Origin of the sequence: Pseudoalteromonas sp. NBT06-2, assembly GCF_002276045.1 — a bacterium.
Classification (GTDB): domain Bacteria; phylum Pseudomonadota; class Gammaproteobacteria; order Enterobacterales; family Alteromonadaceae; genus Pseudoalteromonas.
The window spans coordinates 1-8,242 of sequence record NZ_NQMR01000216.1 but is presented as its reverse complement, the minus strand read 5'-3'; the positions used below and the strand labels follow the sequence as shown (position 1 = coordinate 8,242).

Below are 8,242 nucleotides of genomic sequence, written 5' to 3'. Positions count from 1 at the left end.
CCTAAGCATAATCCCGCCCTGCTATTAGCACCACTATGAATTACCCAGCCTGAATTCGCCATTTCTTTTACTTTTATGATTGCTGCTTGGGTTAATCTGATATCACAACTTAAATGTTGTCTTAATTGCGTTGAGTCATGAATGATTGAATGCGCTAGACTTTGAGCTTTTTGATTGTTGCCGCATTGATTAACTTGTGTACTGTTTGAAATAAAAGAAGTCGCTAATAGAGTCGATGTAAATAGGAATTTTAATATCATGATTATTCTAATAAACTTTTAAATTAGTCTAATTTTTATTATATAAATTAACAATATCTATTTATTGATAAAGTGAAATCACATTACCAAGCTGTTAAAGTACAGCTAAAATTTAATGAGAGAGAATAGTTATGTCTGCATTTTGGAATTTTAGAGTTATTTTATGTGAAGCTGATGGTGACAATGAAGCTTTATATCAAATACATGAAGTTGAGTATAACCAAAAGGGTAAAGCCATAAATTGGTCTGAAACAAGTGTTGCGCCTTACGGTAAGACGTTAGAGGAATTACAGCAAGATGTGTCTCGTCAGCAAAGTGCTTTTGAAAAGCCGATTCTGAAGCTAAAGCGTAAACAACGTGGGTATGAACTAATTGATGTTACGACAGGTGATGATGCTTTTTCAGAAGTACCAGTGGGATTAGTGCTAGAGCAGTAATTTAATTTATAGAAATAAAAAGCGCATTTGCGCTTTTTATTTTGATATGCAAATAGGAGTTTAGGCTTGTTTTATGTCAGTCACATTTTCAGATTTGCTGGCTGTAGTTTTCTTTTCTTTTTTTTCTGAAATTGCTTTAGTGCCTTTTAAAGCTTGCATGAATAGCTCTTTATTTTTTGCAATTTCAAGTGCTAAAGTTTCAACTTGTTGTTCACTCAAGGCAACATCAATTTTTTCTAACACCTGCTCCATTGATTCAGCAATATCGAGCATTTTGTCGTAGGCATCAGCATCTTTTTTGCTGGTAAAGGTCATACGCTCCACTCCATTTTTTTCAACCACATATTTGATAACAACAGCCATTATTCACTCCTACAGTACACTGGTTTTTTATACAGTAAACTTTACAAGGTCAAATTTCAAGTCACAAAAGCATTTTTTATATTGTTTTTGACAAATATGAAGTTTTATTCTTTATTTAAAGGGAAGGTTTCGTGACTTCTTATACCAATACGAGTAAGTTAGCACTTATTTATTTGTATTGGTATTATAGTTAAATGTTAATTATCGTCCAAAGATGGACATCATGGAGGAAGAACAATGAAGTTTAATACACTTATCGTTTTTATATTTACACTATTAATGAGTGCATCTGTCACTGTACTTGCACAAAATTCTGCTGAAAATGAAGTAGTTGTAAATAACCAATTAATCAATCTTAATACTGCTGATCAAAAAGCTTTAGAATTATTACCCGGAATTGGCAAATCTAAAGCTGCTGCAATCGTTTTATATAGAGATCAAAATGGTCATTTTAAATCAATAGATGATTTGAAAAAAGTACAAGGTTTAGGTAAAAAAGCGATAGCAAAACTTAATGGTAAAGTAATATTTTAGTTATTTAATGAATTATAGCGAGTAAGCTATTTTTAGTCTTGCGTTAGTATAAAATAGCTTACTCTTTTAAATTGTTATTTTAGGATTTCAGCCTTTGCTTTACTAATATGTTGTTTAGCAAAGTATAATGAAATTGGGGTGGTAATTAAGGGGTAACAAAAACCAACGATTAAGAGATAAATAAGAATCTCCCAACTATCAATTCGCGCTAATATTAAAAATATAGGTGTTAAAAATACCAGTTTAATTATATTCAAAATGGTTTTTTGCGGCACTGATAAATAGCTTAGTGCTAAACGAATAACTTGAGCGCGTTGTGTATATTTTAAACCTGCTAACTCAGGGATGTTTCTTGATGTAAAGTACATGTTTGTGCCTTTTAAATACGCTTTTTAAATAAGTTAGAAGATATGATCGTAATTAAGGTAACACTATAAATTGAAAAGATAATTTTCATCCATACAGGCATAGATAAATCTAAAAACTGCCAGCTGATTTCACCACAATCTCCAGGAGCTGAAAAAAATATAGGGATCCATTCATGAAGTGGCATAAAGCTTGGGAAGTTTGGAACGATGCCACATGTATAGGCAAATACATCAGTTGTTGTTTGCATGTCAATATGCTCCACCGCTAAGAAATAACCCCATATTGTAGAAATTGACCAGATCACGTAGGCTGAAATTCGGATAAGGGTATTATTAGGGTTTGTTAAACCAATAAGCCCAGCAATGAAAATACCTAAAACAGCTGTTCTTTGGTAAATACACATAATGCATGGCGCAAGATCCATTTGATACTGGAAAATTAATGCTGTTACTTCAAGAGTGAAAGCACTCAACATCAGCATGAACCATGAAGAACGCTTGCATGCTAAATTAGCAATATATGTCATAGGGGACCTTAATATTAAAATTTTTAAGCTAAAAGAGTCATTGTCTTTAGCGCTTGTTAGTTATGCTTGATCTGGTACAATCAGTTTCACATAAAGATATTATACTCATTATATCAATTCCATTGTGTCTTAATCAATTGTATTAATTAAGTGTGTGTAGTGGCCAATGTATTGAGGTGAATTATTATTTTGGAAATATCATGAAAATTTTTAATGCAAAAAGTCCAGCTGGTTTTGCTGAAGAATACATTGTTGACTCGATTTGGAATGGTGATTTTCAACCGGGTTCTATTTTACCAGCTGAACGTGAGTTATCTGAAATCATAGGCGTTACAAGAACGACCTTACGAGAAGTATTACAGCGATTATCACGAGATGGATGGCTAACAATTCGACATGGAAAGCCAACCCGAGTGAATGATTTTTGGGAAACTTCAGGTCTTAATATCTTGGAAACGTTAGCGCGTCTAGATAATGAAAAAATACCTGAGCTAATTGATCAGCTATTATCTGCAAGAACAAATATCAGTGCGATTTACACCCGTGCTGCAATAAAAAATAATGCAGAAAAAGTAATTGAGATTTTAAAGCGAAGTGAAAATATTGCTGATACTGTTGAAGCAATTTCTGAGTATGATTACAGAATGCATCATGAACTTGCGTTTGCTTGCGGTAATCCTATTTATGTTTTAACACTTAACGGTTTTAAAGGTTTTTATTCAAGAATCGCAACTCACTATTTTTCGGATCAACGTACCCGTGATCTAGCACGTGCTTTTTATAAAGATTTGATCGTACTTGCTCAACAAGGTAAACACGATCAGGCCATATATTTAGTTCGTCAATATGGTTTGGATTCTGGTGTTATTTGGCAAGAGCTTAAAGACACATTGCCAGAAGGCATTATGGACTTATAGTCTAATATCAAAAGCATCTAAAAATGATAGTAGTTCTCAATGTTTAGAGCTACTTTTTGATTGAATTCTCACCGTTCGTTTTTATCAATTACACACATCGTAAAATCCAATTGTTATTAAAGAGATTATCGGATTATCATGGCATGGGAATATAAGTAACGAAAAATAATTCAAAATTCATGAGTTTCTACTTGGGTTTTAATATTTAGTCACTATATTAATAGCGACGGACATTTTCCGTTATATCGAATTAAATTAATTTATAGGAGATCACAATGGGTGTATTAGTAGGCCGTCAGGCACCAGATTTTACAGCTGCAGCAGTACTAGGTAACGGTGAAATCGTAGATGCGTATAACCTTCACGAGTCAATTAAAGGTAAAAAAGCAGTTATCTTCTTTTACCCGTTAGATTTTACTTTTGTATGTCCTTCAGAGTTAATCGCATTTGATAAACGTTTTGCTGAATTCCAAAAACGTGGTGTTGAAGTAATTGGTGTTTCTATTGATTCACAATTCTCACACAATGCATGGAGAAATACTCCAGTAAATGAAGGTGGTATTGGACCAGTTCAATACCCTCTAATTGCTGATGTTAAACATGATATCTGTCAAGCATATGACGTTGAGCATCCAGAAGCTGGCGTAGCTTTTCGTGGTTCATTCCTTATCGATGAAGCAGGCGTTGTACGTCATCAAGTAATCAATGATTTACCTCTAGGTCGTGATATTGATGAAATGTTACGTATGGTTGATGCACTAGCATTCCACACTGAGCATGGTGAAGTTTGTCCTGCTGGTTGGTCTGAAGGTAAAAAAGGTATGGATGCAAGCCCTGAAGGTGTTGCAAAATTCTTAACTGAAAATGAAGGCGACCTATAGTTTTATAATTATAATTCGTTAAAAAAACCGCTGAACGGCGGTTTTTTTATTTCTATAATTGATAATTATCTAAGCTAAACTCGCATATTTAAGATGATTGGGTATAATGTCGAAAAATTTAGCCACGTGGATAATTCAATGCAAATTCTTGCTGATCAAAACATGCCTTTAGTCGAAGAATATTTTTCTGAGTTTGGAAAAATCACACGTTTTGATGGTCGCTCAATTACGGCCGATATGCTTATTGATGTTGATGTTTTATTAACACGTTCAGTGACTAATGTGAATGAAAATTTATTAACTCAAGCTAATAAATTGAAATTTGTAGGTACTGCGACAATCGGCACCGACCATATTGATCAAACATATCTAGCAGATAAAGATATCTTTTTCACCAGTGCACCGGCTTGTAATTCTGTTGCTGTTGCTGAATATGTGATCAGTGCTATTTATGCATTATCTCAAGAAGACGATTTTAAAGTTCAAGACAAAGTAGTCGGTATTATAGGTGTTGGTAATATTGGTATTCGATTAGATGCAAAACTAAAAGCTTTAGGCGTTAAAACTTTGCTATGTGATCCGATAAATCAATCAGAGAATTTGAACTACGTATCTTTTGAAGCGCTTATAGCGCAATCCGATGTTATTTCATTACATGTACCCTTGATAAGTGAAGGTGATCATAAAACTAAACATTTATTTGATGAGAAAACTTTAAATGCTTTAAAATCCGGTACGATTTTGATTAATACAAGTCGTGGTGACGTAATTGATAACCATGCTTTACTTAATTTAATGAAGAAAGGTGAATCACTGACTTTAGTTTTAGATGTTTGGGAGAATGAACCTGATATTTCAACTGAACTTTTAGATTATGTACGTTTTGGTTCAGTACATATTGCAGGACATACTTTAGAAGGAAAAGCTCGTGGTACATTTATGTTATATCAGGTTTTATGCCAGCAAAATGATATAAAAATAAAATACCAATTAAAGGATTTTTTACCTAAACCTGTTATCAAAGATATAAATGTAAATGATAACTTTGCTTTATCTGATTTAAGAGCTTTAGTGCATAGTATTTATGATGTGCGTTCTGATCATGGTTTAATTTGTAATCAGTTAACAGCCAGAGGCTTCGATTTTTTAAGAAAAAATTACCCTTCAAGGCGCGAATTCTCCGCTATAAATATCTTGGGTACGAATAAAAAACAAGCCGATCAATTATCAAAGTTAGGCTTTGCTATACAAAATGAGGAAAAATAATGCCACAACAATTTAATGTTGCAATATTAGGATCTACCGGCTTAGTTGGTCGCCAAATTATAGAAACGTTAGCAGATCGAAAGTTTCCAGTTGAAGAACTTTACTTATTAGCAAGTGATCGTAGTGCTGGAGAAGAAATTAAATTTCAGGGCAAAGAAGTGGAAGTACAAGACGTTGCCGAGTTTGATTTTTCAAAAGTACATATCGCAATATTCTCAGCTGGAAGTGAAGCTGCCGAACAATATGCTCATATCGCGGCGGAGTCGGGCTGTATTGTGATTGATAACTCTTCGAAATTTCGTTCATCATATGATGTACCACTAGTGGTGCCAGAAGTAAATTCAGATACTTTAGCTGATTATCGTAATCACAATATTATTGCTAATCCAAATTGTGCCACAATACAACTTATGTTGGTCTTAAAGCCTATTTATGATGCATATGGTATAGATCGTATTAATATCTGTACTTATCAATCAGTATCAGGAGCTGGTAAAAAAGCATTAGATGAATTAGCAAAACAAACTGCAAATTTAATGAATGCGCGTCCACTTGATAATGATGTTTTTGATAAACAAATCGCATTTAACGTATTGGCAAAAATAGACGACTTCGCTGATAATGGCTATACATTAGAAGAAATGAAAATCGTTGAAGAGACTCAAAAAATATTAGGCGATAACAGTGTGATGGTAAATCCTACTGCTGTACGTGTACCTGTATTCTATGGTCATTCTGAAGCTGTTCATCTAGAAACACGTTCTCCTGTAGATATTGAGCATATAAAGCAACTTTTAACTGATGCGCCTGGTGTACAACTAATTGAAGATGAAAATGATTACCCTACACCTGTTACAGATGGCAGTGGTTCAGATGATGTATTTGTTGGTCGAGTAAGAGCCGATATTAGCCATCCTATGGGTTTAAATCTTTGGATTGTATCTGATAATACGCGTAAAGGTGCAGCAACAAATAGTGTGCAAATAGCAGAAACTTTGATTGCTTCATATTTATAGCTTTTGTTAAATAAAGAAGACCTTAGGGTCTTTTTTGCCTCTTATTTGAATCAATTTGTCATAGACACACTTCATAAACATTTTAATAACTTTATTTTTCTTTAGTTTTTATAAACTAAATTATCTAACACTTTAATTTTTAAAGTCTTTTAATGGAAATTATGTGGCATCTAGTTTATAGTTTGAAATAGGCATAATGCTTGCTACAATTTTAATAAAAAATATAATTGAATTTTTAAATCAGGCTTTTAAAGCATGATTGTTTGAATAATAAGTAAAGGAATCGCATGCGCAGTTTAGCCTCTATTTTTCTTTTAGTGTCTATTTTATTTTCTGTCACTATATTGGCGGAAGGTACACGTTTAAAAGGTCCTAAAAATGTAGATTATGGGAAGCAAGGGCGTTCAATAGGCCCTGTAAGACAAACAGATACATTGTGGCGAATTGCAATGAAGGTAAGACCTGATAATTCGATAAGTATTTATCAAGTTATGAGGGCATTATATGAAAAAAATCCTCAATCATTTCTAGATAAAAATATAAATCATCTACGTACAGGCTCTTATCTCAGGATCCCTTCAATTCTTGAATTTCGTAGTATTGAACCTGAACTAGCAAAGCAAAAATCAGATTACGATGATTCACTTTGGGAAAAGAAAAAGCAAGGGAAACTAACAAAAAGTGAAATAGATTTAGTAGAAAAAAAAGTTACTCAAGCGAAAAAATCAGATGTAGATGCTGCTAAAAATGAATTGAAAATTCAATTAAACGAAATACAAAAAGACCAAAGACAAAAACTTGCTGATTTAAAAGAAAAATTTAAACAATCAGTTGAAAGCTCCAAAGTTATTCTGAATGAAAACGAAAAACTACAATCTCAATTAAAGGCGATTTCAAAAGAACTTAATTTAGCGAAAGAAGAGCGACTAGGCAATGATACTAAAACACAACAAAAAATAGATGAATTATTTGAATTGTTAAGACAGCAAAAACAAGCTGAAATGGAGCGAAATAAGGGAATTAATTGGAGTGAAATACTATCTAATCCTCTTTATATTGCTCTGTTTTCCAGTATTCCTGCGATATTTATTATTGGTGGTGTCGTAGTCTTTTTACGTAACCGTAAAAAAGGTAAAACGTCAGCTGATATTTCATTTGATAAACCAGTAGCTGTTGTTCCACCACCTCCTCCTTTTGAAGCGACTCCTGCAGACTTGGCAAGTGAATCTGAACTAAATGAATCATTTAAAGAAGACTTACTAGATGATGATTTATTAGCGGAAGACTCTATCCAACTTGATGGTACTTTAGATGACGATATCTTACCTGAGTCAGATGAAATTCTATATGAAGAAGATGAAACAGATCTAGATTTTGATGAATTAGATGGTGATTCGCTATTAAATCAAGATGAATTAGATGGTTTATTAAGTGATGAAATAGTTTTTGATGAAGAACCTGATGAAGCAAGTGCCGCAACAGATTTATTAGATAATGATGATATTGATGCGTTTTTAGAGCAGGGCTTTGATGAGCCGATAACGGATATAGATGAAGATGATATATCAGATGAGCTTTCAGTAGGTGATATGTTAAGTGAAACTGATATTGCTCTAGATATCCCTGAAAATTTAGAGCCTACTGATGAAATCGCTGCTGCTGATGACATAGAT

The 8,242-nt window shown here is 33.3% G+C and carries 11 protein-coding genes; 7 read left to right on the top strand and 4 right to left on the bottom strand.

Annotation, left to right across the window (positions count from 1 at the left end):
* Window positions 1–260, bottom strand: a 260-nt coding sequence (locus tag CJF42_RS24135) for a hypothetical protein (protein ID WP_141235654.1), incomplete at its 3' end; no start/stop codon positions are given.
* Window positions 261–391: 131 nt separating this feature from the next.
* Between CJF42_RS24135 and CJF42_RS24130 the strand changes: the two genes are divergently transcribed.
* On the top strand, window positions 392–697 hold the full coding sequence (locus CJF42_RS24130; RefSeq protein WP_095369081.1) for a hypothetical protein: 306 nt from the start codon (window positions 392–394) through the stop codon (window positions 695–697).
* 60 nt (window positions 698–757) lie between these two features.
* Here CJF42_RS24130 and CJF42_RS24125 read toward each other — a convergent pair whose 3' ends face one another.
* Entirely contained in the window at window positions 758–1,060 is a 303-nt protein-coding gene (locus tag CJF42_RS24125) for a YebG family protein (protein WP_095369080.1), read from the bottom strand.
* 237 nt (window positions 1,061–1,297) lie between these two features.
* Between CJF42_RS24125 and CJF42_RS24120 the strand changes: the two genes are divergently transcribed.
* On the top strand, window positions 1,298–1,594 hold the full coding sequence (locus CJF42_RS24120; protein ID WP_095369079.1) for a ComEA family DNA-binding protein: 297 nt from the start codon (window positions 1,298–1,300) through the stop codon (window positions 1,592–1,594).
* Window positions 1,595–1,668: 74 nt separating this feature from the next.
* Here CJF42_RS24120 and CJF42_RS24115 read toward each other — a convergent pair whose 3' ends face one another.
* Window positions 1,669–1,962 carry a DUF6170 family protein gene (locus tag CJF42_RS24115; RefSeq protein ID WP_095369078.1) on the bottom strand — a complete coding sequence of 98 codons (294 nt, stop codon included), beginning with the start codon at window positions 1,960–1,962 and terminating at the stop codon, window positions 1,669–1,671.
* Between the two features lie 11 nt (window positions 1,963–1,973).
* Window positions 1,974–2,489: a disulfide bond formation protein DsbB gene (gene dsbB / locus CJF42_RS24110; protein ID WP_095369077.1), complete on the bottom strand. Its 516-nt coding sequence runs from the start codon at window positions 2,487–2,489 to the stop codon at window positions 1,974–1,976.
* Between the two features lie 200 nt (window positions 2,490–2,689).
* Between dsbB and fadR the strand changes: the two genes are divergently transcribed.
* The 5 genes from fadR to CJF42_RS24085 form a co-directional block, all read left to right on the top strand.
* Window positions 2,690–3,406: a fatty acid metabolism transcriptional regulator FadR gene (gene fadR, locus CJF42_RS24105; RefSeq protein WP_095369076.1), complete on the top strand. Its 717-nt coding sequence runs from the start codon at window positions 2,690–2,692 to the stop codon at window positions 3,404–3,406.
* 275 nt (window positions 3,407–3,681) lie between these two features.
* A complete protein-coding gene (locus CJF42_RS24100; RefSeq protein WP_095369075.1) occupies window positions 3,682–4,287 on the top strand; it encodes a peroxiredoxin C in 606 nt (201 codons plus the stop codon).
* Between the two features lie 138 nt (window positions 4,288–4,425).
* On the top strand, window positions 4,426–5,553 hold the full coding sequence (locus tag CJF42_RS24095; RefSeq protein ID WP_095369074.1) for a 4-phosphoerythronate dehydrogenase: 1,128 nt from the start codon (window positions 4,426–4,428) through the stop codon (window positions 5,551–5,553).
* A complete protein-coding gene (locus tag CJF42_RS24090; protein WP_095369073.1) occupies window positions 5,553–6,569 on the top strand; it encodes an aspartate-semialdehyde dehydrogenase in 1,017 nt (338 codons plus the stop codon). The genes CJF42_RS24095 and CJF42_RS24090 overlap by 1 nt, the downstream gene beginning before the upstream one ends.
* Before the next feature lie 287 nt (window positions 6,570–6,856).
* Window positions 6,857–8,242, top strand: a 1,386-nt coding sequence (locus CJF42_RS24085; protein WP_286203527.1) for a FimV/HubP family polar landmark protein, incomplete at its 3' end; no start/stop codon positions are given.

What these genes read in the sequence shown, in the direction of transcription:
- CJF42_RS24130 (WP_095369081.1), top strand. Translation starts at nt 392, where the DNA reads ATGTCTGCATTTTGGAATTTTAGAGTTATTTTATGTGAAGCTGATGGT.
- CJF42_RS24125 (WP_095369080.1), bottom strand. Translation starts at nt 1,060, where the DNA reads ATGGCTGTTGTTATCAAATATGTGGTTGAAAAAAATGGAGTGGAGCGT.
- CJF42_RS24120 (WP_095369079.1), top strand. Translation starts at nt 1,298, where the DNA reads ATGAAGTTTAATACACTTATCGTTTTTATATTTACACTATTAATGAGT.
- CJF42_RS24115 (WP_095369078.1), bottom strand. Translation starts at nt 1,962, where the DNA reads ATGTACTTTACATCAAGAAACATCCCTGAGTTAGCAGGTTTAAAATAT.
- dsbB (WP_095369077.1), bottom strand. Translation starts at nt 2,489, where the DNA reads ATGACATATATTGCTAATTTAGCATGCAAGCGTTCTTCATGGTTCATG.
- fadR (WP_095369076.1), top strand. Translation starts at nt 2,690, where the DNA reads ATGAAAATTTTTAATGCAAAAAGTCCAGCTGGTTTTGCTGAAGAATAC.
- CJF42_RS24100 (WP_095369075.1), top strand. Translation starts at nt 3,682, where the DNA reads ATGGGTGTATTAGTAGGCCGTCAGGCACCAGATTTTACAGCTGCAGCA.
- CJF42_RS24095 (WP_095369074.1), top strand. Translation starts at nt 4,426, where the DNA reads ATGCAAATTCTTGCTGATCAAAACATGCCTTTAGTCGAAGAATATTTT.
- CJF42_RS24090 (WP_095369073.1), top strand. Translation starts at nt 5,553, where the DNA reads ATGCCACAACAATTTAATGTTGCAATATTAGGATCTACCGGCTTAGTT.